Annotated in this window: 21 protein-coding genes; 15 read left to right on the forward strand and 6 right to left on the reverse strand. The window is 35.4% G+C overall.

Translation table 11 applies throughout. The annotated features are described in order from the left end of the window. Positions 1-122 precede the first annotated feature (122 nt). Entirely contained in the window at positions 123-464 is a 342-nt protein-coding gene (gene grxD, locus MKL62_RS04015) for a Grx4 family monothiol glutaredoxin (protein WP_000138830.1), read from the forward strand. Between the two features lie 46 nt (positions 465-510). Here the strand turns inward: grxD and MKL62_RS04020 are convergent, their stop codons facing one another. Next, positions 511-834 (reverse strand): hypothetical protein, encoded by a 324-nt coding sequence (locus MKL62_RS04020; protein WP_005128513.1) that lies wholly within the window; start codon positions 832-834, stop codon positions 511-513. Between the two features lie 243 nt (positions 835-1,077). On the opposite strand from MKL62_RS04020, the gene MKL62_RS04025 reads away from it, so the two are divergent. Then, positions 1,078-1,980: a LysR family transcriptional regulator gene (locus MKL62_RS04025; RefSeq protein ID WP_000954523.1), complete on the forward strand. Its 903-nt coding sequence runs from the start codon at positions 1,078-1,080 to the stop codon at positions 1,978-1,980. Positions 1,981-2,031: 51 nt separating this feature from the next. Here the strand turns inward: MKL62_RS04025 and map are convergent, their stop codons facing one another. Continuing rightward, positions 2,032-2,826, reverse strand: a complete 795-nt coding sequence (map, locus tag MKL62_RS04030; protein WP_001202776.1) for a type I methionyl aminopeptidase — start codon at positions 2,824-2,826, stop codon at positions 2,032-2,034. Between the two features lie 352 nt (positions 2,827-3,178). Here map and brnQ point away from each other — a divergent pair, with 352 nt between their 5' ends. From brnQ to MKL62_RS04045, 3 genes are all read left to right on the forward strand, one after another. Further along, positions 3,179-4,480 carry a branched-chain amino acid transport system II carrier protein gene (gene brnQ, locus MKL62_RS04035; RefSeq protein ID WP_001186685.1) on the forward strand — a complete coding sequence of 434 codons (1,302 nt, stop codon included), beginning with the start codon at positions 3,179-3,181 and terminating at the stop codon, positions 4,478-4,480. A 191-nt stretch (positions 4,481-4,671) separates the two neighbouring features. After that, the gene (locus tag MKL62_RS04040; protein ID WP_000838063.1) at positions 4,672-5,091 is read left to right on the forward strand and encodes a GlcG/HbpS family heme-binding protein; all 420 of its coding nucleotides are present in this window, start codon (positions 4,672-4,674) and stop codon (positions 5,089-5,091) included. A 259-nt stretch (positions 5,092-5,350) separates the two neighbouring features. After that, positions 5,351-5,596 carry a hypothetical protein gene (locus MKL62_RS04045; protein WP_000949688.1) on the forward strand — a complete coding sequence of 82 codons (246 nt, stop codon included), beginning with the start codon at positions 5,351-5,353 and terminating at the stop codon, positions 5,594-5,596. Positions 5,597-5,629: 33 nt separating this feature from the next. Here MKL62_RS04045 and MKL62_RS04050 read toward each other — a convergent pair whose 3' ends face one another. After that, positions 5,630-6,085 carry a hypothetical protein gene (locus tag MKL62_RS04050; protein WP_000365975.1) on the reverse strand — a complete coding sequence of 152 codons (456 nt, stop codon included), beginning with the start codon at positions 6,083-6,085 and terminating at the stop codon, positions 5,630-5,632. A gap of 137 nt (positions 6,086-6,222) precedes the next feature. On the opposite strand from MKL62_RS04050, the gene MKL62_RS04055 reads away from it, so the two are divergent. The 8 genes from MKL62_RS04055 to MKL62_RS04090 all read left to right on the forward strand — a co-directional run bounded on the left by MKL62_RS04055 (position 6,223) and on the right by MKL62_RS04090 (position 17,639). Beyond that, entirely contained in the window at positions 6,223-7,083 is an 861-nt protein-coding gene (locus tag MKL62_RS04055) for an alpha/beta hydrolase family protein (protein WP_005128512.1), read from the forward strand. Positions 7,084-7,307: 224 nt separating this feature from the next. Then, positions 7,308-10,166 carry a phosphoenolpyruvate--protein phosphotransferase gene (gene ptsP, locus MKL62_RS04060; RefSeq protein ID WP_005128510.1) on the forward strand — a complete coding sequence of 953 codons (2,859 nt, stop codon included), beginning with the start codon at positions 7,308-7,310 and terminating at the stop codon, positions 10,164-10,166. A gap of 14 nt (positions 10,167-10,180) precedes the next feature. Beyond that, positions 10,181-11,128: a 1-phosphofructokinase gene (gene pfkB, locus MKL62_RS04065; RefSeq protein ID WP_001062803.1), complete on the forward strand. Its 948-nt coding sequence runs from the start codon at positions 10,181-10,183 to the stop codon at positions 11,126-11,128. Further along, a complete protein-coding gene (locus tag MKL62_RS04070) occupies positions 11,115-12,833 on the forward strand; it encodes a fructose-specific PTS transporter subunit EIIC (protein WP_001192477.1) in 1,719 nt (572 codons plus the stop codon). The genes pfkB and MKL62_RS04070 overlap by 14 nt, the downstream gene beginning before the upstream one ends. Positions 12,834-13,498: 665 nt before the next feature. Next, on the forward strand, positions 13,499-13,963 hold the full coding sequence (locus MKL62_RS04075; protein ID WP_000163427.1) for a MarR family winged helix-turn-helix transcriptional regulator: 465 nt from the start codon (positions 13,499-13,501) through the stop codon (positions 13,961-13,963). 191 nt (positions 13,964-14,154) lie between these two features. Next, a complete protein-coding gene (locus tag MKL62_RS04080; RefSeq protein ID WP_001129188.1) occupies positions 14,155-14,370 on the forward strand; it encodes a hypothetical protein in 216 nt (71 codons plus the stop codon). Between the two features lie 606 nt (positions 14,371-14,976). Next, positions 14,977-17,070: an EAL domain-containing protein gene (locus tag MKL62_RS04085; RefSeq protein ID WP_005128508.1), complete on the forward strand. Its 2,094-nt coding sequence runs from the start codon at positions 14,977-14,979 to the stop codon at positions 17,068-17,070. A 125-nt stretch (positions 17,071-17,195) separates the two neighbouring features. Beyond that, positions 17,196-17,639 carry a universal stress protein gene (locus MKL62_RS04090; RefSeq protein ID WP_000120225.1) on the forward strand — a complete coding sequence of 148 codons (444 nt, stop codon included), beginning with the start codon at positions 17,196-17,198 and terminating at the stop codon, positions 17,637-17,639. 54 nt (positions 17,640-17,693) lie between these two features. Here the strand turns inward: MKL62_RS04090 and MKL62_RS04095 are convergent, their stop codons facing one another. Then, positions 17,694-19,136, reverse strand: a complete 1,443-nt coding sequence (locus MKL62_RS04095) for a glucose/sorbosone family PQQ-dependent dehydrogenase (protein WP_001032857.1) — start codon at positions 19,134-19,136, stop codon at positions 17,694-17,696. 353 nt (positions 19,137-19,489) lie between these two features. Between MKL62_RS04095 and MKL62_RS04100 the strand changes: the two genes are divergently transcribed. Further along, entirely contained in the window at positions 19,490-20,119 is a 630-nt protein-coding gene (locus MKL62_RS04100) for an SOS response-associated peptidase family protein (RefSeq protein WP_005128507.1), read from the forward strand. A gap of 246 nt (positions 20,120-20,365) precedes the next feature. Beyond that, on the forward strand, positions 20,366-21,820 hold the full coding sequence (locus tag MKL62_RS04105; RefSeq protein WP_000957160.1) for a SulP family inorganic anion transporter: 1,455 nt from the start codon (positions 20,366-20,368) through the stop codon (positions 21,818-21,820). A gap of 47 nt (positions 21,821-21,867) precedes the next feature. Here the strand turns inward: MKL62_RS04105 and MKL62_RS04110 are convergent, their stop codons facing one another. Continuing rightward, positions 21,868-23,046, reverse strand: a complete 1,179-nt coding sequence (locus tag MKL62_RS04110; RefSeq protein ID WP_005128506.1) for a S8 family peptidase — start codon at positions 23,044-23,046, stop codon at positions 21,868-21,870. 232 nt (positions 23,047-23,278) lie between these two features. Then, positions 23,279-23,392, reverse strand: coding sequence for a hypothetical protein (locus MKL62_RS04115; protein ID WP_085916944.1), 114 nt, complete (start codon positions 23,390-23,392; stop codon positions 23,279-23,281). Positions 23,393-23,874: the final 482 nt, after the last annotated feature.

Below are 23,874 nucleotides of genomic sequence, written 5' to 3' on the forward strand. Positions count from 1 at the left end.
GCTATCGCTTCGGTTTATACAATAAAATATTGAATATTCTGTGCAACTTTAAGCAACAAGGCGGTTTGCAAAGCGATGTGAACACCCCCTATAATGCTGCAAGATTAGTTGAGGATCTATTTATGACTGAACAAGCACGTGATACTGAAGCGTTAATTCGCGATCAAATTGCGAAGCATCCCGTTTTACTTTACATGAAAGGCACTCCACAGTTTCCACAATGTGGTTTCTCTGCACGTGCAGTAGAGGCGCTCAGTCAAATTGGTCGTCCATTTGCATATGTGAACATCTTAGAAAACCCTGATATTCGTGCAACTTTACCAAAAATTGCAAACTGGCCTACTTTCCCACAATTATGGGTAAACGGCGAGCTTATTGGTGGTAGCGATATCATGCTTGAAATGTTCCAAAATGGCGAATTAAAACCATTAATCGAACAATACAGCGCAGCTCCAGAAGCTTAATAATAAAAAAGCCAATCAAAAGATTGGCTTTTTTATACTTATAAATTTAACAATCACTTATACCGACATAACGAAATAGTCCATCTACACCAAGATCTGCTTTTAAAATAGTTAAATTTTTATATGGTGTAGTCGTTATCGCATCAAAAATATTCATGTTCGGATCTTCATGTAACTTATCTACGTTTTGATTCATAACTTCTTCAAAACGGTCAGCAACAAATTCAAATCCTAAGTCCATTGCAATAAATACTGTATGTTCACAAGGTTGAACATATTGCTCTTGTGTCCAATCAATAACAGCAAGCTTACAAATCGGGCAAATAATATTAGCGGTTGCGTTCTCTAATTCAACTAACTGGTAAGACATATTATTTAAAAAATCGAGAAAAATATATTTTAGGAGAATTAGCCTATAAGCGCCATATTTGCTTATTAATTTAAGAAAATAAATTACAAAATAATTTCAATGTAATTACAATGAAATTTCAAATTATTTAATACTCTCTTTTAAGGTTTATTTATAAGCTTTTTACAAAAAATTAAAATCAAACTTTATCGTTGCAAAAGTAATAATGTAAAATCTTTAGTGTTGCATAAATAGGATATTTTAATGCTCACAGATCTTGATGATTTTTATTGTTTTGCCCTTGTTGTTGAGCATGGTGGATTTAGTGCCGCCGAACGTGTTACGGATATTCCAAAATCAAAATTAAGTCGTCGTGTTTATAACTTAGAGGAAAATTTAGGGGTTCGCTTAATTCAGCGCAGTTCTCGTCATTTTGCAGTTACCGATATTGGTATGGATATTTATAGACACGCCCAAGTCATGATGAATGCCGCACAAGCAGCTCATGATTTGGTTGATCACTTAAGTATTCAACCTAGGGGGGTAGTCAAAGTAAGCGTTCCTGTAGACATAGCACAAAATCAGCTACCCAAAATTTTACCGGCATTTTTAAAAAAATATCCTGAAATTCGTTTACAACTTATTGTAAGTAATCGACGCGTTGATGTAATTAATGAAGGGATTGATATTGCTCTACGGGTCAGATCTAAACTAGATGATGACCCTAGTCTGGTACTAAGACAGTTTGCGCTAATAGAACAAAGTCTCTTTGCAAGCCAAGCTTATTTAAATGAGTTTGGTAATATTAAGTCACCTGATGAGTTAAGTGATCATCGTATTTTAAGCTTGTCTGAAGAGCATTTAGATCAACAATTTATATTGCATGGCCCAGACAACCAACTGAAGAAAGTGAAAGTTAGCCCAACCATCATGGGAACAAATATTTATATGCTTGCCCAACTTGCAAGTCAAAATTGTGGTATTGCCTTGTTACCTGACACAGCAGCTGAGGATTTTGTAAAATCAGGTCAGCTTGTGCAAATCTTGCCAGATTGGAAAGCAGCCCACGGTATATTCCATGCTGTTTATCCGTCACGAAGAGGCTTACTGCCAGCTGTACGTGTATTTATTGATTATTTGGTAGAACATCTTTCAGAACATCCATAAATCAAAGCCGCATAAAAAAGTTCGATAGATTATCGAACTTTTTTATGCATATTAAATTTCTGGATAATTTCCCACACCTTCGGGCCACGGTGTTAATAATTCAAATCCAGTATCTGTAACAGCAACCATGTGTTCCCATTGAGCAGATAATGAATGATCCTGAGTAATTACGGTCCAGCCGTCATTTAGCTCTTTTACCTGAGGTTTGCCTGCATTAACCATAGGTTCAATTGTAAAGACCATCCCTTTTTTCAAAACAAGACCTTGGCCGCGTTGTCCATAATGCAGAATATTAGGTTGTTCATGATAAACTTTACCAATACCATGCCCGCAATATTCACGAACAATGCTATATCCTTCGCGATGAGCGACGGATTGAATAGCGTAACCAATATCCCCTAAAGTCGCCCCTGGTTTAACTGCATGTATACCAGCGACCATTGCTTCATAAGTAGTTTCAACTAATTTTTTAGCATGTGGATTTACGTTACCGACATAGTACATACGGCTCGTATCACCAAAATAGCCATCTTTAATAATTGCTACATCAATATTAATAATATCGCCATCTTTTAAAATTTTATTTTGAGAAGGGATACCGTGACATACCACTTCATTGACTGAAGTACATATTGTTTTTGTGAATCCATGATAACCCACGTTAGCCGGTATAACTTTTAAAGTATTTACGATGTAATCATTACAAATATTGTCTAAATATTCAGTTGTTACACCTGGCTTGACATACTCCCCTATCATTTCTAAAACTTGTGCAGCCAAACGCCCAGAAACTCTTAATTTTTCTAGATCTTGTTCAGTTTTAATTGTAACAGTAGAAGCTCTCATTCAATTTTATCCTCGTAGGCACTGCTTTTACCACGCCTACAAAAATGTTAGTTAATTTAGAATATTTTAGAATGGATATAGGATAGGCGGAAAGCTTTTAATGTCCAAATATTCAACATTCATAATAGAAATTTATATTTTCATTTTTACACAATTTCTTTAAAAAGTCAGACTTAAAAAATGTTTTCTTTATTTCTTTCAATGAGTTTTCAAGTAGATAACTTAACCAGTTGATATTTTTAATATCTCTGGATGATTGATACGGCCTAAAAAAAAGCTTTTTCACATAAAATAGCGCTTGATCATGATCTCTTTTGCTCTAAAATTCTTTCTTTTTTGTTAAATTTAATTTATGCAACAGCTTCGTACCGGAGATATTATTGCCTTAGGTTTTATGACCTTTGCCCTCTTTATTGGGGCTGGCAATATTATCTTTCCTCCCATTGTCGCTCAACAAGCTGGTGATCATGTATGGCTAGCAGCCATAGGTTTTTTGATTACTGCTGTCGGCTTACCTGTAATTACCATTATGGCCCTCTCTCGTATGCAGGGTTCCATTGAAATTATTAGTTCACCGCTAGGTCGTATCGCAAGTCTAATCTTAACTGTAGTTTGTTATCTATCAGTTGGCCCTTTATTTGCTACACCACGCACCGCAACAGTTTCTTATGAAATTGGTTTCTCATCTTATTTTGGAACGTCTAGCAGTAGCCTTTTAATTTACAGTGCAATTTACTTCGCATTTGTAACTGTCGTTTCTTTATATCCGAACAAGCTTTTAGACACAGTTGGACATGTTCTAGCTCCTCTGAAAATTATCGCTTTAGCAATTTTAGGTATTGCAGCGGTTATGATTCCTGCAGGTTATGTTCCTGCTCCAATTAATCATTACGTTAACTCTCCTGTTTCAGAAGGTTTCGTAAATGGTTATCTCACCATGGATACTTTAGGTGCCTTAGTATTTGGTATCGTGATTATTCAAGCGATCTATTCGCGTGGTGTTACTGACAACAAGCTAGTAACCAAGTATGCAATTATTGCCAGCCTTATTTCTGGTGTAGGACTTACTTTAGTTTACTTAAGCTTATTTAAATTAGGTTTGGGTAGTCATGAAGTCGCTCCTAATGCAGCAAATGGTGCTGTAATCCTACATGCATATGTTCAACATGCTTTTGGGAATATGGGTTCACTCTTCTTAACAGGCCTCATTTTCTTAGCATGTATGGTTACTGCAATTGGTTTAACTTGTGCATGTGCTGAATATTTCGCTCAACTCACCAAATTGCCATATAAGCTTTTAGTTTTCATCTTAGTTGGTTTTTCTTTCATTATTTCCAACCTTGGATTGACTAAGCTAATTGCCGTATCAGTACCAGTTTTAAGTGCAATTTATCCACCTGCAATTGTAGTTATTATGCTCAGTTTCTTCTGGAAATTTTGGCATAAACCATCTTTTATTGTCGGTTCAGTAACAAGCATTGCTTTAATTTTCGGAATTATTGACGGGCTTAAGGTTGCGGGCTTTGGTGATTACCTTCCTAATTTCCTTCAACACTTACCGTTAAATGAACAAAACTTGGCATGGTTGATCCCATCTTTAGTTGTTCTTGTAGTGACTACTCTTATCGACAAAGTTAAACATAAAAGCATTTAATCTGATGTTTTTTTGAAATCGAGTTTTACCCAAACATGATTTTATATATTGAATAAAATGCTGCGTTTACCCAACCAGCATTTTATTTCTAACATCAGCATTTAGTGACAATTCAACTATAGATATAATTAATTTTTACTGTAATATTACACTAAAATAATTTTTAGCTTACTCAGGAAAGAAGAGCATAAATGAAAAGTAAATATTATTTAACATTAGCAGATGCTGAGTTTTTAATGGAAGAAGCTCAGAAATATGCAATCGAACACAACTTTAAAGTCAGTATAGCCATTGTTGATGAAACAAGCTCTTTATTACTTATGAAACGTCTAGATGGCGCTTCTCCTCTCACCACGCATCTTTGCTTAGAAAAAGCTAAATGCTCATCAATGAGCGGTCGTCCTTCAAAATTTTACGAAGAGCTTCTTCAAAATGGTCGTCTTGGTTTCTTGAGTATGCCAAGTGCTAAAGGTATGCTAGAAGGCGGAAAAGCGATTATTTATGAAGGCCAGATTTTAGGCGCGATTGGTGTTTCAGGTGTTCAATCTTTTGAAGATGCTGAAATTGCTCAACACGCTATTGATGTTTTTTTAAAAAAACAAAGTAGCTAAAGCAAATTTAAAGAACAGAGAAATTATTACACTTTTCATTTAAATAATTTCTCTTTTCTAAAAAAGTAATTATTTTATACAAAAATGTTTAATATTTACTTTTTTAATACCTTAACCATTTATAAACATAGAAGTTTTTATAAAACTGTTCAAAAAATTTTCTATTGACTATTGAATTAAGCTAAAAATACAAGTACAACATTAAACTTATTCTTGACTAAAACATTCGGTTTTAGCGCAACCACAAGGAGGGATGGAGATGTTATCATTACATTTCAACAAACAAGTCTTCATTAACACTCTGAACAGCAAAGATTCAGTTGTTTATGGAGTAACGACGCTTGCTCTTATGCTGACTTTACTGTTTCAAGGTATGATTAAAGGGAATCTGAAACCCGAATACTTTATGTATGCCATGGTTGTTTCTTTTGTATTTTGTGTATGGGCCTTTGTTGACCACAAAATGCGAAAATTAGCTAAAAGACGACTTAGTCAACAGAAATAAGAATTCTAAAAATGGATGAGTGATCATCCATTTTTATTTGCTTAAAAACAATAAAATTGTCCCCATCACTAAAATAACAGTTGCTAATAGCTCAGTAATAATTAAAGCGAACATCATAAACGTCATCAACCATGTAGGTAAACTAAAATGCCCTAACCTATGAGGTTGTTTAAACTGATTGGTCGTATCCTGCAAAAATCCGTGGATGATATAAACTAAAATTGAGAAACTAAAAAACAGTATATTTGCCAATACACACCATAAAGCAATATCTTCATTTAAAATCGTGAAATAGCTCAATACAGCCAGAATAAGTGTGGCTGCTGCATAAAGCAAACTGCTTCTATGTGCAATATCTACATAATAATGTGCACGGCTTAATTCGGAACGGCGTATTTGCCAATATTTCCATACTCCAGTTAACATTCCTATCCATAAAAAGACGCCACTAAAGACAATAGCCAGCTGTACAGCTTTCGATAAATCCATAATTTCCATTATTCGTTTTATCAAGATTTGATGAGCTATATAACATAAATCTTGACTTTATAGTCACATTTTAATCAAGTACCTTTTCAGAACTCATGTACATTAAGATAAATGATTAGCCAATTAACTTTAAATCTATGGATACGACTTTTGAATCTTTTTGGATAACCTGTAAAGATGGTTATCAGCTTGCAGCTCAATTTTATCCTGCTCAAGAAAAGAAAGCTGAGTACCCTATCCTGATTTGCCCAGCAACAGGTATAACTAAAAACTTTTATCACTCTTTCGCAACATGGTTAAGCCAACAAGGCTATGATGTATTGAGTTTTGACTTCCGTGGTATTGGCGAGTCCCTACATGGAGCCTTAAAACAAAGTACCGCAAGTATTACCGACTGGGGAACACTTGATATTCCTGCTGCAATTGATGCTTTATTAATAAAAACGAAAGCAAATCAAGTTATTCTTATTGGACATAGTGCTGGCGGACAACTACTAGGAGTCGTACCTAACTATAATAAAGTCGCAAAAGTGATAACGGTTGCAGGTTCAACTGGACATATTAAAGGCCTTAAAGGAAAAACCAAGGTTTTAGCGCCAGTTATGTTTAATCTTATCTTCCCTATTTCTAGTATTGTTAAAGGTTATGGAGCAACTCAATTCATTGGTATGGGAGAAAACCTACCTAAAAAAGTTGCTCAACAATGGCGAGAGTTTTGTAGCCGTCCCGGATATGTAAAAAATGCCATAGGTAAGACGATTTTTCATGATTTTCATTCAGATATTCAATGTCCAATTACTGCTATTTGGGCTGATGATGATGAGATTGCAACCAAACGTAACGTACAAGAATTATTAAGTTTATATCCAAATGCGAATAAAAAAATGATTGAACTTAGCCCAAAAGATTTAGGCTATAAATCAATTGGCCATATGCTGTTATTTAAAAAATCACATCAAAAACTTTGGTCTATTTTAGAACAAGAAATTAAACATTAATCACTGCTTTTATTTTCGCCTCTAAGTCAGTAATCCGGCTTAGAGGTTTTTTTGTATTAAAAACGAGCAGCTTTTTACTTAAATGCGTCGATATACCGTTAAAGTTCTGCTAAGGTAATTCATCTGAAGCTGTTGTCAAAAAACAGGTATATTTACTTGTTTAATGCAAACAGCTTCTTTTTTTCTGTTTTAGCTAAAGCCAAAGAAATTGTTCAAGGATAATTATGCTAGCACTAGAGCCTCAACATATTCATATGAATCAACATGCTGTTGATAAAACACATGCATTAAAGTGTCTAGTAGATATATTAGAAAAAGATGGGTTAGTTACGCCTGAATATATAACGGGACTCATCAATCGTGAACAACAAAGCGCGACTTATTTAGGCCAAGGCATTGCCATTCCTCACGGTACTCCTCAATCACGTGAATATATTTTAAAAACAGGGATTCGCTTAGCCCATTTCCCCGAAGGTGTGATCTGGGATGGAGAAAATAAAATTTATTTAGCTGTAGTGATTGCAGCAAAATCTGATGAACATTTGCAAGTTTTGCAAATTCTTACTCGTGCATTAATGCATGACGTCAGTGAACAAGTAAAGAATGCTTCTAAACCTGAGCAGATTATCGAATTACTACAAGCTCAGCCATTATCTTTAGCGCTTCATGAAAATCTTATTCAAACCGAAATCGACGCACAAGATATCGAAGATTTATTTTGGGCAGCTTCTCAAACACTCAAAAAACATAATTTTGTAAAATGTGGTTTTCTAAGTTCACTTGATCCAGAACAAGCCATTCAACTGCAAGATCAAATCTGGTCCATTTCTAGCAATCACTTTGTTCAGCAACCAGCTATTAGCATTACTAAACCATCACAGGCTTTAGAGCTAAATGGTAAAAAGCTGAACACCCTCGTTTGTATAGCAGCCAATGACCAACTCGATAATGAAAGATTTAATCGTTTAATTGATATTTTATTTAACCCTGAGCAAGTTGCCGAGCTAGATAAAACTCAAACTCCAAATGAAATTGCAAAAATTATTGGAGCTGACGTTGTTCCTGACTGGCCTCAACGTTCAGTAGTACTGGCAAATGCACACGGTTTACATGCCCGACCAGCTACACACCTTGTCAATCTTACAAAAACCTTTCAAGGCGATATCCAAGTTGCAGTAGACGATGGTAGCTTTGTTTCTGCCAAAAGTTTAACTCGTCTTTTAGCATTAGGTTGTAAGCGTGGCCAAACTCTACGTTTTATCGCTGAGCCAGAAACCGATGCCATAGAGGCTTTAGATCAAGTTATTTTAGCAGTGCAGCAAGGCCTAGGTGAAGAAGTTGAAGCGCTACCTGTAACCAGTGAAACACCTGACCAGCTCCCTGCCCAAACGGCAATATCAAATGCTACGACATTGGGTAACAATACGGGCATTGCAGCATCAAGTGGCTTAGCTTTTGGACCTGTCCATGTGATTAAACCAAAGGTTTATCAATATGAACGTATGGGTTCAGGCGTAAAAGTCGAGAAAGAAAATTTAGATATTGCCCTACATGCAGTAAAAAACAATATTCACCAAGTCATAGCCAAAGCTGATGCCTCTGAAATTAAACAAATCTTTCGAGCTCACCTAGAAATGCTTGATGATCCTGATTTAATTAATGGTGTATATCAAAAAATTTATCAAAATTTATCAGCGCCAGCTGCGTGGCATGAACATATTGAAGCTGCAGCTAAAGCACAGGAAGCACTACCAGATCGTTTACTCGCTGAACGCGCAACAGATCTACGTGACATTGGTGACAGAGTTTTAACCCAATTATGTGGTGAAGTGGTTATTGAAGAGCCTAAAGAGCCTTATATTCTAATCATGCATGACGTTGGGCCAAGTGATGTCGCTCGTCTAAACAAAGACCGTGTCGCAGGTATTCTAACTGCTATAGGTGGTGCAAGTGCGCATAGTGCAATTGTCGCACGTGCTTTAGGCATTCCAGCTATTGTTGGTGCTGGTGAACAAGTCCTAGAAATTGATCCGAAAAGCACTTTACTTATTAATGGTGATACGGGAACTTTTGTTTTAGATCCAGATGCTGCACAAATCGAACAAGCCAAGCAAGAGCGTGAGCAACAGCGTCAAATTCATGAAGAAGCTGAACGTCATAGCCACGAGCCAGCAATTACCTTAGATCAACATCAAATCGAAATTGCAGCCAATTTGGGTAAAGTTCAAGCGACAGCACAAGCAGTAGAATGTGGTGCTGAAGCAATTGGCCTACTTAGAACCGAACTTGTTTTTATGTCTCATAGCAGTGCACCTAACGAGGCTGTTCAAGAAGCTGATTACCGAGTTGTATTAGATGCACTTGCAGGTCGCCCGCTTGTGGTACGTACATTAGACGTAGGTGGTGATAAACCTTTACCTTACTTACCAATTGCTGAAGAAGAAAACCCATTCTTAGGTTTAAGAGGAATCCGTTTAACTTTAAGACGCCCTGAACTTTTAAAACAGCAATTAACCGCTCTACTAAAAGCATCTGATAATCGTCCGTTACGAATTATGTTCCCTATGATTGGACGCGTTGAAGAATGGCGTGCTGCCAAGGCAATTCTTGAGGAAGTAAGAGCCCAACATCCATGTGACAATTTACAAGTTGGCATTATGATTGAGGTTCCGTCTGCTGCTTTACTTGCACCGGTTCTTGCACAAGAAGTCGACTTTTTCAGTATCGGCACAAATGACCTGACACAATATACTTTAGCGATTGACCGAGGCCACCCAATACTCTCAGCGGAAGCAGACGGATTACATCCAAGTATTCTTAATTTGATTGATCAAACAGTGAAAGCTGCCCACAAACATGGCAAATGGGTAGGAATCTGTGGTGAGCTTGCAGCAGACCCTAAAGCTGTACCTATTCTCATGGGATTAGGTGTAGATGAACTGAGTATGTCCCCAAATAGCATTCCTTTAGTAAAAGCTCAAATCCGTACACTAAGCTATAGCCATGCTCAAAAGCTTGCGCAACAAGCTTTACTATGCGATAGCGCCCCTGCTGTGCGCCAGCTATCTGAACAAGACTTATAAGATTGGGAATAGTAATGGCTAAAATTTTAACAATTACTTTAAACCCTGCAATTGATGTAACCATTCAACTGAATGAGTTATTAGTAGGAGAAGTGAACCGACAAGAGTCGGTAGAAATACATGCGGCTGGCAAAGGCCTTAATGTTGCTCAAGTATTAAAAGACTTAGGTCATGATGTAATCGTAACCGGCTTTTTAGGTGAGCATAATCGACAAATTTTCGATACACATTTTGCACAAGCTCAATTTCAACCTGAGTTTATTTATATTGATGGTGAAACACGTCAAAATATAAAAATTGCTGAGCATTCTGGGCGGATGACAGATTTAAATGGCAAAGGTTTCTTTGTTTCTGAAACAGACAAACAAAGCCTATTTAATAAGATTGAAGCTCTGTTACCACAAGTCGAGGTTGTTGCAATAGCTGGTAGCCTCCCGCAAGGTTTTAGTATTGATGAGTTACAACAACTTATTCAACTGATCAAAAAAAATAATAAGAAAGTTGCCCTAGATACCAGTGGTAAAGCATTGGTTGCTGCAATTGAATGTCAACCTTGGATGATCAAACCGAATACCGATGAGTTGGTTGAAAGTTATCAACGTCCAGCAACAAGCTATGCTGAACAAAGAGAACTTTTTGATAGCTTAACCAATATTGAGCATGTGGTTATCTCAATGGGTGAAGATGGCGTAAATTGGTTACACGCCACTCACCCCTTACATGCTCAAGCACCAAAAGTTATCGTAAAAAGTACAGTAGGCGCTGGTGATTCACTCTTAGCCGGCATGATCCATGGGCTTGTTAACCAACTGCCCCCTGAAGAGACCTTAAAAACTGCGACAGCCATTGCAAGCCATGCTGTAACACAAATTGGTTTTCGAATCCCTACTTCTGAGGTTCTAAACCAATTAAAAGCACAAACTATTATCAATTCATTGAGTGAATCTGATGCAAACTGCTAAACATTTATTATTTGTCACTAATAGTCCGCAACAGCAAGTCAATGCTTTAATCTTGGCTCGTAAACTTGCTTTAGTCGCAACCCAACACGGCTATAAACACAGTGTCATTTCACTCGATGAGTTTGAATCAAGCGATCATTTTGATCATGTCATTATTATTGGACAGCAACCTAAAAATCTAAATATTTTTGGTCAAAACGCTTTATCTTTAGTTTCTATTGAAGATATTAAAGATGATGCAGACAAAGCACTTTTAACGGCACTTGAACACTCAAAACCAGCAAATGAGTGGGAACAAAAACCTAAGCAAGCTTCAAATACCGCAACTCATTTTGTTGCCATTACTGCTTGCCCAACTGGAGTTGCCCATACATTTATGGCAGCTGAAGCGTTACAACAAGGTGCAGAAAGACTTGGGTATCAAATCGATGTAGAAACTCAAGGTTCTGTAGGTGCGAAGAATATTTTATCACCTCAAGCGATTGCTGATGCCGATATTGTTATTCTTGCTACTGACATTGAAGTCAACACTGACCGCTTTGTAGGTAAACGTGTCTATAGATGTAGCACTGGTTTTGCTTTAAAACAAACCGACAAGGCTTTTGCTGAGGCAATTGCTAATGCTCAGGTTTTAGAACAAGGTAAACAGCAAGCAACAACGGAAAATAAGGATAAAACTGAAAAAGTTGGTGTATATAAACACTTATTAACTGGCGTTTCTTATATGCTACCTATGGTTGTTGCGGGTGGCTTGCTAATTGCACTTTCTTTATGTTTTGGCCTAAATGCAGCAGAACAAGCTGGTAGTCTGCCAGCCATATTAAAACAGATTGGCGCAGCAGCATTTACCCTCATGGTACCCATGCTGTCGGGTTATATTGCATATTCCATTGCAGATCGCCCTGGTCTTGCACCTGGTTTAATCGGTGGGTTATTGGCAGCACAGTTACAAGCAGGATTTTTAGGCGGTATTGTTTCTGGCTTCCTTGCAGGTTATATCGCGTTATTTATTGCTAAAAAAGTTAAGCTTCCAACTAGCTTAGAGTCCCTTAAGCCCATTTTGATTATTCCATTATTAGGAACATTATCTGTTGGACTGATTATGTTCTATGTGGTAGGTCAACCTGTAGCGCATATTTTTGAGTTAATGAAAGATTTCCTCAACAACATGGGCACAACAAATGCTGTATTAATGGGAATTATTCTGGCAAGTATGATGTGTATTGATTTGGGCGGACCAATCAATAAAGCTGCTTATGCTTTTACAGTCGGACTACTTACCACCAATACCTATATGCCAATGGCAGCCACGATGGCAGGCGGTATGGTTCCTGCAATTGGGATGGCAATTGCAACTTTCCTCGCTAGAAATAAATTTAGTACTGGTGAAAAAGATGCAGGTAAAGCTGCATTTGTGCTTGGTTTATGCTTTATTTCAGAAGGTGCAATTCCATTTGCAGCAAAAGATCCAATGCGCGTTATTCCAACCTGTATTCTAGGTGGCGCAGTAACTGGTGCATTAGTTGCTTTATTTCACTGTGAGCTTGTGACTCCACACGGCGGTGTATTTGTACTACTGATTCCAAATGCAATCAATCATGCGTGGTTGTATCTTGCAGCAATTGCGGCTGGAAGTATCGTAACGGGAGTAAGTTATGCCATTATTAAAAAGAATCAAGAAGAAAAATTATTAACAAACTCATAATTTAAAAAGGGAGAATATAAATTCTCCCTTTTTATTAGTGCTCAATTTTTTAGATTAATTTGAACCGCATGTATCATCAGTTGTTCTAAAGTAAAACACTAAAAATTTAATTTGAAGCCACACTCATCTTTTAATTTCAAAATTTGTAGAATTACATTTGAATCTTTGAGAAATAATTACCCCTTATTCACACAAATAATTTTAACATTTAAAATCAACAACTTACAAACAAATATTCATTAATTTTATAGATAATTCATCAATTGTGTTAAATGTATGGTAAATTTTCATCTTCAAAAAATCATTTAAACATATGATTAATTTAAATATTTACCTATTGAATGGATTTATTTTTTTAAGTTATGACTTTGTAGACAAAAAATTTTGATAGAAATGTCACGTTCAAAACGAGTTTTTTTTTCTACGATTCTCATGCAAATAAATATCGTTCATTTTACGACCAAGCGAGTAGCCAAGTTCAAATAAACGGTAAGGAATAAGTTTTATCAGAAGAGGAAAATTTATAGTTTGTCCTTGTTAATCAAACAATATAAATTTTGCTCATGACTTAAAGTCCTGATATAACTTGCTTAGTGAAACTATATTTTTCCACTATTAAAATAAGTTTCATAAAATGCGATCCACCAAGGTATGGGGAAAAGTCAATGACAAAGAAGTATGCGCGTTTTTTACCTACAACAGAATCTTTCACTCTTGAAGATTTTCCATATTATTGGATTACTCAGGTCCATGCTCAATATGTACAAAATATTGATAATGCCCTCAAAAAATATGGCCTAGATAATTCACGTCGACGTATTATGCTTGCACTAAGTAGTAAACCTCACGCTAGCGTATCAGAGCTATCTGATATGATTATTTCAAAAATGTCGACTACCACTAAAATTGTTTATCGCTTAAAAGATGAAGGTTTAGTTGAAACCTATTCTTGCCAATCAGATGGTCGTATTACACGTGTATATCTTACCGAACGTGGTACAGAAATGATTAATAAAATTAATGATCTAACGAGTGTAGTACTTGAACAATCATTCGAAGGTATCACCCCTCTTCAACTAGAAAAAATGATGGAAAGCTTAAAATTGCTTTTAAAAAATCTTTCTCGATAATTGTTGTTTTTAATATTTTAAAACGATTAATTCTCAAGCTCTCTCATGAGAGCTTTTTTTATTATTTTCTCTTATGTTTACAGGAATATAGACTTCATAAAGTAATCAATTAAACACTATGCTTGTTGACTTGTTCCTTCAACTCCAGTAGAAACTCTCTCTTAATATCTCTAACGTAATTTTAGGAAAAAATGGCTAAAAGAAAATATAAGAGTGATAAGTTTCAAGTACGTCGTATTAACCGTCAATGGTGGGTACTTGAAAAAGATTTAGAAACTAACTGTTACAGCAAGCATGAACAGGTAGCTACTAAGACATTAGCTAACAATTATGCTGACGATTATATAGAGCAGTATTATATGAACCTCTACATTCAACAACAGTTGAAAAAACCGGAAACCGTATAAAAAGCCTCCATGGCTTTTTTTATTTATAATTTAATAAGTTAAATAAAATTAAAATAATAAAATTTTGACATAAAAAAAACCTACATCTTGGGGAAAATGTAGGCTATAAAATGCACAAAAAGGAATTATATATCCTTTTTGATGAAAAGAATTCTACGATAATATAAGACCTTATTTTATATTACTTTTGTAAAGTTAATAGTATTTATTGTATTAACCTCTAATAACTTAAATGCTTTTTCTTTATAAATTTTTTCTCATAAATATTTAAATTAATTAACTCTTCACGAGTTAAAATGTTTTTGATGTATGAATTTTTTATAAAAAACTCTATTTGAATTTTATAAACAACTGTTTTAACAAGTTTTTTACAAAAATACGCATAATTTTTTCAAGTTAAAATTCTACATTTCATAATCTTTAGGAGATTAAAAGTTAATAAATAACATATGCATAGAGGATTAATAAAATTTTTATTTAAAAAAAACCTTTATTAGAGACGAAAAAAACATCAAATATTAATTTTTTATAGCTTTTGTGGTGACGACACAACTATTACAATACAGTTTATAAATAGTTTAACTCTTCAGCAGTTTTAGGCATGTTATGACTTCAATGTCGAACACTACCCAAAAGCATTTTATTGTTGAGCAGTTTCCTTTACCGACTTGGGTCAGTGATGAAAAAGGCTTAATTTTATACTGCAATACGGAGTGTACAAAGTACTGGCGCGATACTTCTCCTCCATTGTTTCAACAATGGCTAGATTTCGTGTACCCTGCCGATTTAGAAGAAGTTAAAAACAACTGGTTAGATGCGATACGACTCCGATCAAGAATTGAATTTAAATGCCGTCTTTTGCATAAAACCCATTATTATCGATGGTGTAAAATTTCTATTCAATTGTCGAAATACCATGAATCTTCTCAAGAAAATGAATGGTTTATTAGTTTTCTAGATATTGACCAAGATATACAAGAGCAGCAAAGCTTACGAAAAGATATCGATATACAAAATCAAATGCTCGATATCAGTGTCGATTGTATTAAGGTTTTAAATACAGATGGCACTGTATCTCATATGAATAAATCAGGATGCCTTGCATTAGGTATACCTGTAGATGAAAAAAAATTTGGCATGAGATGGTTAGATCTTTTACCCCCTCATATTCGTAAACGTGGAAGAGTTGCTTTAAAAAAAGCCCTACAAGGTAAAGTAGCCCGTTTCGCCGGCATGAGTTGTTTACCAAATCAAGAGCCTGAGTATTGGGATAATATGCTCACCCCAATTCAACATACAAACGGCGAAATTATTCAGATATTGTGTGTTTCGCGAAATGTCACTCAACAGTATCTTACCGAAAACCGTCTAAGAGATATTAGCGAGAGAGATGAACTTACAGGATTATTTAATAGACGTTCATTTAAGCTACAACTAAAACGCACCCTAGCCTACTCAAGAGAAACCCAAACCAGTGTAGGGCTACTTTTAATTGATCTAGATCATTTCAAGCATATTAATGACACTATAGGTCATAGTGCTGGTGACCACTTATTAAAAATACTTTCTAAACGTTTTAATCAGTGCGTAGACCCTGAAAGATGTTCAGTTGCCAGATTAGGTGGTGATGAGTTTGCAGTTATTGTTAGCCATTTAGAAAATGAGAATGATGTTCGTGAACTTGCTGAAGTATTGCTTCAACAACTCAATCAACCCATTACATATGCTGGGAATGTGCTCAACGGCGGCATGAGCATCGGCTGCGCCATTTATCCTCAAGATGCAGTTGATCAATCGAGCTTATTAAGTTGTGCCGATATGGCATTACATGACTTAAAAGCCCGTGGTCGTGGCGGCATACGTATGTATAACCCAAGTATGATGCAGTTAACCGAGGCAATCGCCTCTCAACTCAACATTGCTCGCCAGCTTATTCGTCATCATACCATTCAGCCCTACTATCAACCCAAAGTCGATCTAAAAACTCATGCTGTAGTGGGCTTTGAAGCATTACTCCGCTGGCATACGACTTCGGCCCAAAGAGGTTTGCCTTCTCAGATTGCTGAAGCTTTTAAAGACTACGATTTAGCCAGTAAAATTGGTGAAATCATGCAACAACAAGTTTTGCATGATATTGCTAAATGGATAAAGTTAGGTTTTGAGCCGCTTCCTGTTTCTCTAAATGCCGCACCGGTTGAATTCTTAAGAGATAACTATGCTGAACGTTTATTAAAAAAGATTAATCAACTTGAAATTCCTACCCATTTAATTGAAATAGAAGTTACTGAACATATGCTGGGTGACCGTGGTTCTGAATATGTTATTCGCGCACTCAATAAACTAAAACAGCATGGAGTACGCATTGCTTTAGATGACTTCGGAACAGGTTTCTCTTCTTTAACACATATAAGAGACTATCCAATTGATTGCTTAAAAGTTGATTGTAGCTTTATACAAAAGATGCAACATGATCCATCCATTTATGCAATTGTTCAGGCAATTGGCTTACTTGCTCCAAATCTCTCACTCGGATTAATTGCAGAAGGTATTGAAACACCAGAACAAGAAGAATTACTTCTTCAATTTGGATACAACATAGGGCAAGGTTTTTTATTTGAATCAGCTATTGATGCTAATCAGGTGATCTCTATTCTTAAACAGGGTCAGGCTTATCTAGAAAGTCACTATTCTATGAATTAATCATTTATCTTACACACTAAAAACAAACAATAAAAATTATAAAATTGGCGATAATATAACCATAACGATAACAAGTTTAGGTTCTTCAACAATAAATATTGTCACAAGACAATAAGGAGCAATATATGAGTTATCACCATATTTTAGTTCCGGTCGATGGTTCTCCTACTTCACTTATTGCTGTTAATCATGCTGCAAGTCTTGCTAAAGCCTTTAGTAGTAAAGTTACTTTGGTATATGCGCTCACTATTGATCCATTTATTTCAGTTGAAATTATTGATAGTACAGAAATTGCGCAAGATTATTTTAATAAAGCGAGAGCTTCGATTCAGAGCATTTTAGATCAAGCTAAAGAACAATTTAGCCAACATGGAATTTCTGTTGAAACCAAAATTGTTGAAGGTCAAACAATTCATACAGAAATCATCAAAGCAGCAACTGAGCTAAAAGCTGATTTATTAGTGATTGGTTCTCATGGGCGAAAAGGTTTTAAAAAGTTCTTCTTAGGAAGTGTAACTCAAGCACTCTTAGGAGAAATTCATGTGCCAGTATTGGTCGTAACTGAATAAATCTAAACCTTTATATAAAAAACCCAGCTATATAGCTGGGTTTTTTGAAATAAGTTACTTACCGTTATATGTAAATTTAATGAGTGAACCAGGATTCTCTAAAGTATGAGTGACTGAACCATCATCTTTTTGTACATTTCCCGCTGTATCAGTCAGCACATATAAGGTATTACCTTCTGGACTAGCGATGACATCACGATAACGGTTATTGCTTTTAAACATTGGGATAGCATCATCCAAAGTCGTACTATATGTCGGGTCCAATTTAATACGGAAAATCACCCCACGTTTTAAAGATGGGACCAATAATGTATTTTCCCACCCTGGAATCGCTTTTTTGCCTCCCGTATATACATATGCCGATGACGGTGCAACCGTTGGCCAGCAAATATATGCCATCTCACCACAAGTAGGGTCATTATAGTTATAGGTATCTTGTACTGTATATAAAGTTTTCAAAGGCGGCACAAAGTTTTTACCAGTCCATTCAGACTCTTTAGTCACAGGAACACCTGTTGCTACTTTTATCCCGTTTTGAGCTAAATCTTTAATTTGTGATTTATTGGTTGCTGCCGAATAGTTTGCATAGGCATAACCACTGTCATCTTTATAACCAGCTACATTTGGCCAGCCATAGTTACCACCTTTTAATACAAGGTTAATTTCATCATCAGAATTTGGCCCTTGCTCAGATTGTAAAAGCTTTCCATTTGGAGCAAATGCTAAACCTTGTGGATTACGGTGCCCTAAAGTGTAGATATGACTCACTACTCCGTTAAAGCTTGGGTTGTCTTTAGGAATACTTCCGTCCAGATTTAAGCGTAATACTTTACCCATATATGTATGGTAGTCTTTACTATTAAGCTCTTGCTGAGTCGGAGTATGCTGTGCCTGATTTGGTAAGAACAGATAAGCTAACTGATTACGGCCTTGGTCACCAATCGTATAGTAGATTTTTTGGTCTGGACCAATGACGAGACGACCAGACTGATGATCTTTTGATGACGGTAAACCTGCAATCAAATCAATAGGCTTTTCAAATGTATCTGTAGTTTTGTTATAGGTATATCTACGAATAATCGTCTGATTAGGTAACTCTTTATCTGTAGATTTTGGATTTTTAAAAGTACCAGAAATATAGATATAAGGGTTATGTTTAAAGTCAGGATGAAAAGCAAAGCCTAACAAACCATTTTGCCCATCAGCATCACTTACAATTTCAGGAACCTGAAATACTGTTTTCGCGCTACCAGATTCAGGATTTACTCTTAAAATTTTACCAGTCGCACGTTCGGTTAACCAAATTTGATTATCTGGCCCCCATAACAAAGCATGTGGTTTATTTAAGTTGGACAGAATCACTTTTTTATCAAAATTTTCTGTTTTCGCTTTTGCGAATTGAGCAGGTGTCAGAGGTATATCTGCAAATGCCGTATGAAACGTAAATAGTTGTGCAGCACCTAAAAGAGTGATTTTTGCTAATAAATGTTTATTCATAGTTCCACCTTATAAAGTTTTCTAAAGAGTTACTTAAACCACTGAAAACATTGGTTTGTATACGTTCTCTATATCTTTTGTATTATGATGATTAGCTCATTTATTAAAATCCAAATTTCTGCAAGGCTCTGTTGCATAAAAGTAGCTATTCAAAACAAATGAATATCTTATAAGTTGCCATATAAATCATTGATCTTATTTTAAGATAAATAATTTGAAAGAAAGCTTTAACAAAGTAATTGAAAAGTAAAATTTAATAATCAAATAGACAATTCAATCTATAAAAATATACATATCACATAGTTAAAAGATCCAAGCTAAAGGTTAAGGATCCTTACAAATCGAATTTCGTTATGTGTGCAAATTTTAAACCCCTTAAGAGAGAGCATTCTTATCAATTAGACTTACTTGAACCCACCTTTGATTACAAATCAGATGTCTATCCAAGTGATGATTGCCCAATAATCTTATCTCATCAAAATGAATGGGAATGGCAAAAAGTTAAATTTGGAATGTTGCCACCATATGCGAAAGAAGTTTCATTTAAATATGCAACTTATAATGCAAGAACTGAAACGGTTGATCACAAACGTTCATTTAAACATGCCTGGTCAAATGATCAATTTGCCCTAGTTCCTGTTGAAGCTATTTATGAACCGAAATATATCAATGGTAAAGCCCATTGGTATGGCATCTTTCGCCAAGATGGGAAGCCATTTACGCTTGCAGCAATCTATGAAGAAACCATAATTGATGAGCAGAAAGTTAGAACAATGTCACTATTAACAATCAATGCCGATCGACATTCTTTTATGAAGCATTTTCATAAACCTGACGATGAAAAACGTTCAATTATTGTAATACCTGACCATCTTAGAAACGATTGGTTAAACTGCAAACACGCTGACGCTCCTGACTTTTTCTTAGATATGCCATTAAATGAATTTACGTCTCTGCCTAAAGCAGAAATGAACAAATCATAAAATAGTTAGATACCTAATAAGTGAAAGTAGCAAGCTTAAATGGCTCCCCCTAAAAACTTATGTTATCCTTCGCACCTCTTTAAAACTTCAAATTTTCATTATCCATGACACTTACGCCACCTTAAGTTTATTTACCCTTCTCCTTTGTAAATAACTCATCACTGTCTAGTGATGTGGTGTAGTCGCTTGTGTGTTGGTATATCACATCACTAGCCTTTCTAAAATTTAAAATTCTAGGCTATTTCCATGTTAACGAATCTTCGAGAACAATGGTTCTCTAATGTCCGTGCAGATATTCTTTCTGGGCTTGTTGTTGGTCTGGCTTTAATTCCAGAGGCGATTGCCTTTTCAATTATTGCAGGTGTAGATCCCCAAATCGGTTTATATGCGTCTTTTTGTATTGCGGTTATTATTTCTTTTGTAGGTGGCCGTCCTGCCATGATTTCAGCAGCAACGGGTGCTATGGCCTTAGTCATGACGACCCTAGTGAAAGAACATGGTCTTCAGTATTTATTCGCAGCTACTATTTTGACGGGTGTCATACAAATTATAGTAGGGTATCTTAAGCTTGCTAAGCTCATGCGCTTTGTCTCTAAATCGGTTGTGATTGGTTTTGTAAATGCTCTCGCCATACTCATTTTTATGGCCCAGCTTCCAGAACTAGTCAATGTAAGTTGGTACGTCTATCTATTAGTCGCTATTGGTTTAGCAATTATTTATCTATTCCCTTATGTACCAAAGCTTGGAAAAATTTTTCCATCTCCCCTTATATGTATTGTTATAATCACATTACTTGCCTTCTTTTTAGGCCTTGATGTGCGAACAGTTGGCGATATGGGAGCATTACCAAATACTCTACCTATTTTTTTAATTCCAGATATTCCTCTTAATTTAGATACACTTCTTATCATTCTTCCTTATTCATTGGCGTTAGCTGCAGTTGGCTTACTTGAGTCGATGATGACAGCCACAATTGTTGATGAAATGACGGATAGCCCGAGTAATAAATTTAAGGAATGTAAAGGTCAAGGTATTGCCAATATTGCCTCTGGTTTTATGGGTGGGATGGCTGGATGTGCCATGATTGGGCAATCAATGATTAATGTTAAATCAGGTGGTCGCACACGCTTATCTACTTTATGCGCAGGCATATTCTTGCTGATTTTAGTAGTATTTTTAAGTGATTGGTTGAAAGTTATTCCTATGGCTGCGCTTGTTGCTGTCATGATTATGGTATCAATAAGTACTTTTGAGTGGCGTTCGCTTACCCAATTTAAAACTAATCCTAAAAGTAGCAATACCGTTATGATTGCAACGGTTGTTGTAGTTGTAGCTACTCACAATCTAGCATTAGGCGTATTGACGGGTGTACTACTTTCCGCACTTTTCTTAGCCAATAAACTTGAAAATGATATACAGGTAATAAGTTCATTAGAAGGCAACGCTCGTTTATATGATTTAAGAGGACAAATCTTTTTTAGTTCTTCAGATAGATTCATGCAAAGCTTTAACTTTAAAGAGGAAGTAAAAGAAGTCATTATTGATCTGACTCATTCACATATTTGGGATGTCACTTCGGTTGCAATGCTTGATTCAGCAGTAGAAAAGTTCCAAAAGAATGGCATACAAGTTACTGTACGTGGTTTAAATGAAGCCAGTTCAATCATGATTGACAAGTATGGTACACATGCAAAAATTTAAAAAAAGGTCCTTCGGGACCTTTTCAATCATAGAGAATTATATTTTTATTAAGGAGATTTATATAACAAGCGGTTTGGGCTACCTGAAGGGTTTTTTACTACGTTACTGCTCGCTTGATTTAAAAGATTGGTAGAGATCGTTTGAGGTGAAGCCGTAGGTGTACTTTGAAGCATTTCAGCAACTACACCAGCAACATGCGGAGTTGCCATTGAAGTACCATTTAATATCTTGGTAGCTGTATTACTTCCAATCCAAGAAGAATTAATTTGGCTACCCGGTGCAAAAATATCAACACAGCTTCCATAATTAGAATAGCCTGCCCGAGTATCGGTATTATCCGTCGCAGCCACTGTAATGGCCTTACTTACTCTTGCTGGAGAAGATGTACATGCATCTGTATTTGAATTGCCAGCGGCTACGACCATGACATAACCATTATTATATAAATTTTCCACTGCACTATCTAAAGAAGAACTTGTTGCCCCACCTAAAGACATATTTACAACTGCAGGTTTTTTACCATTTTTTAATATCCAGTCTAAACCAGCAATAACATTACTTGAGGCCCCTGACCCATCACACCCCAAAATCCGGATAGGAACTAAATTGACATTTTTAGCAACACCATAGGTCGTACCCCCTACTGTTCCAGCAACATGGGTCCCATGTCCATTACAGTCGGTTGTACCATTGCCATCAGATATTGCGGTATAACCGCTTAACACACGTCCTGAAAACTCTTGGTGACTAGACAATATACCAGTATCCACGATATAAGCCGTAGTACCTGAACCCGTCTGTAAATAAGAATAAGCCGAATTTAATGGTAAAGCTTTCTGGTCTATACGATCTAGTCCCCAATCTGGATTACTTTGAGTAGTTGCATCAATATTTACTATTGTATCGCTTTCTACTGAAAGAACTTGAGGGTTCTTTTTCATCGCTTCAATAAAGGCTGTCCCTGCTGTATCAGGTAAATAAATTGCAAAACCTTTAAGAACAGTATCGTAGCTTTGTAAAACTTTACCAGCATGTTGTTTAGCAATATTTTGTGCGAAATCTTTAGAAGGACCTGCATCCTTATTTAATATAACAATATATTGATTTTTAATAATTCCTTTTGCTTGGGAAGAATCATTTACAGGATTTGCAACATTTGAAGCGGCATACACAAAATGAGTAGCTGCTATTGAAAGACAAATAGCAGACACTTGGCGAATATTCATGACTATCTCCATATATTATATTTTCAGGTATTTTTATGATAATTAATAACTTTTTACTTCAGGATTAAAATTTTAGATGAGAACTTTGAGGAGTTTTATCTGCTTTTAAACCCCAACCATATTTTCATAATTTTTTAGGTTAAACAATATCAATCCACTTTTTTATAGAAAAATGTGACATCTATCTACTTATAATTTAAATATTTTATTTTTTTATAATTAAAATATCACTCTATTTGGGTTCAATAATATAAAAGAATATAACCATTATGATAAGAACTATAGTAGCCATTGCTAAGTAAGTACCAACAGTATTAAAACTTCTTAGAAACTTCAAAATATCCATAACAATATGATAATTAACAGGTTATAGACAATTATTTCAAAATATAAAAGTTCATACAACTATAAAAAATTAACAATTTCTTTAACTGTGATTAATATGTACAATAAATGTATAAATATATATTTCCTATTCTTTATTAATTAAGCTTATTAGAAATAAATTATTTGAATTTTCTTACCTAACTAAAATAAACCCTTTATATAAACTTAGCCAGTTTAAAAATATTTTTTAAATAAACATTTTTAATAAAAAATACCCACATATCTTAAAAATATGTGGGTATTAAAAAAACAAACAACTTTACAGACGCAGTATATGCATATATAAATATATACCTTTAAAGATATATTTACAATACTTCTTTAAGTTTTTCACTTGAATTGAACCGAATTTACTATTAACTGTCTTTTTAATGCGCGAATCTTTGTACCATTAACGAATTGTACAAAAATAAAAAAGTCCGCATCTTGGGAAGCTACGGA

Origin of the sequence: Acinetobacter sp. AOR01_HL, from assembly GCF_027855455.1 — a bacterium.
In the GTDB taxonomy this organism is placed as follows: Bacteria; Pseudomonadota; Gammaproteobacteria; order Pseudomonadales; family Moraxellaceae; genus Acinetobacter; species Acinetobacter baumannii.